This window comes from Enterobacter cloacae complex sp. P12RS, assembly GCF_014895875.1.
Classification (GTDB): domain Bacteria; phylum Pseudomonadota; class Gammaproteobacteria; order Enterobacterales; family Enterobacteriaceae; genus Enterobacter; species Enterobacter bugandensis.
The window spans coordinates 1-1,724 of record NZ_JADBQO010000110.1; the positions used below are offsets into that span (position 1 = coordinate 1).

Genomic DNA, 1,724 nt, shown 5'->3' on the forward strand with positions numbered 1-1,724 from the left:
ACATTTGATGGTGCCTTCTTTATACAGATTGTTGAGCCCCAAGAGCTAAATGAAATGTTATCAGGCTGGCGAGTTCAAAATGATACGGCTTGGCACGATGATTATGTAATCTTTGCAGAAAGAAATGGAGATGTTCTTTTTTGTGAAACCAAAAATATGACCTCTCCAGTTTATGGTAGTATCCAAAAAAGAAATTTCATTATTTCCAATTCCTTAGCTGACTTTTTGGATGCTTTTTGTTCTGCAATTGAGATAGAACAAAGTAAATATGATGGTGATGCTACAGATGATGATTTTAATTTCAGAAAGGACTTTCTGGAAGACATCGATTTAATGCTAAAAAGCAAGCTTGAGGATGTTGAGGCAGAAGGTTTTAAATATTTCTTTTTTGGTTAGTTAACAATCAAAACTCACTCTTTTAGAGACCTCATTGCTTATGAAGGCATTTATCGCTGATATCCCTTTTATATAGGCAAGGAGGTCTCTTTTAGAATGATAATGAATAAACATATGAAAAATGTATGCTATAAATTCGATGAAAAAAGAGTTACATCTCTTGTTGAAAAAGGAATAGAGTTTCACGACAACCAAAAATACGCCGAAGCTTTAGAGCAGTACCGAAAAGCCTGGCAAGCTCTTCCTGACCCAAAGTTCGAATCGGAACTTGCTAACTGGATCGCTGCGTGTGTGTACAGCGCTTATTTTGACCTCACGGATTATGCGGAGGCGAAGAAATGGGGAGAGGTGACGTTACGCACTCGTGGATCGGATATAGACACTGCGCCCTTAATCGACCTCGGGATGGTCTGTTACGAGTTGAATCAATTTGATGAAGCGTATAAATATTTTAACGATGCTTATAACTACGGCAAAGAGCGTGCGTTTAAGCATAGGCCTAAAAAATATCTTGAATTTTATTTATGCAAAATAACGTGAAGGCCTCGCTGTATTACGTTACTTAGACAGCTAGAATAAGCGTTTTCCACGTAATTTCTTACGAAGAATCGTCATTAAGCTACATACTTATGAATAATATCATTAACTGTGAAAAAAAGATAGGACGTACAGATATTGCTAAAACGGAAGAGAAATTATCTATTACTCTTCCGGATGATTTCGTTTCACATTATCTGCAATTTAATGGTGGCACTCCAGAGAAAAGTTGGTGGGACGGTGATGAAGATTTTGAGCCTATAGAGGTTGCTGCGTTTAAGTCATTTGTTTATAATGGTCAGACAAATGATGATCCTGGATCTTTTATTGACAGTTGCTATATCAGCATGGTGGATAGAGAAGTGATTCCTCAAAACCTGCTTCCTTTCGCAAATGATTGGGGAGGGAATTTTTTCTGCCTGGATTTAGATAATTACTCAATTGTATATTATGCTTCAGATTCTTTTGATGAGGATTTGACTATGCAAGAGAATCACACAAAACTTCAAAGATATCTGACAAATTCATTTGCTAACTTTGTTAACCAATTAGTAGCAGAAGAGAATCTTTCTTAAAGTACACTTAAAAAATTTAATCAATTTATTTAATTCTATTGCTGTTGGTTTTATATTCTTAATTTTAATAAGACTCTGTAACGCAGATCATAGAGTTTTATTATAAAACAGCATGGCGCTTGGTGCTATGAACATACCGTGGATCCCAGGATGAATTAATCAGGTTAAAACATAAAAATATCCCAGCTAGCAATAGACAGGTTAAATAAAATTAAT

3 protein-coding genes are annotated in these 1,724 nt (G+C 35.6%); all 3 read left to right on the forward strand.

Going from position 1 to position 1,724, the window contains the following annotated elements:
- Positions 1-396, forward strand: a 396-nt coding sequence (locus IM284_RS23155) for a hypothetical protein (protein ID WP_193055977.1), incomplete at its 5' end; no start/stop codon positions are given.
- 102 nt (positions 397-498) lie between these two features.
- Positions 499-936 (forward strand): hypothetical protein, encoded by a 438-nt coding sequence (locus IM284_RS23160; RefSeq protein ID WP_052954329.1) that lies wholly within the window; start codon positions 499-501, stop codon positions 934-936.
- A gap of 89 nt (positions 937-1,025) precedes the next feature.
- The gene (locus IM284_RS23165) at positions 1,026-1,508 is read left to right on the forward strand and encodes an SMI1/KNR4 family protein (protein WP_047368733.1); all 483 of its coding nucleotides are present in this window, start codon (positions 1,026-1,028) and stop codon (positions 1,506-1,508) included.
- The last annotated feature ends 216 nt before the right edge of the window (positions 1,509-1,724 follow it).

Excerpts from the sequence above, each read along its gene's own strand:
- IM284_RS23160 (WP_052954329.1), top strand. The coding sequence starts at position 499 with ATGAATAAACATATGAAAAATGTATGCTATAAATTCGATGAAAAAAGA.
- IM284_RS23165 (WP_047368733.1), top strand. The coding sequence starts at position 1,026 with ATGAATAATATCATTAACTGTGAAAAAAAGATAGGACGTACAGATATT.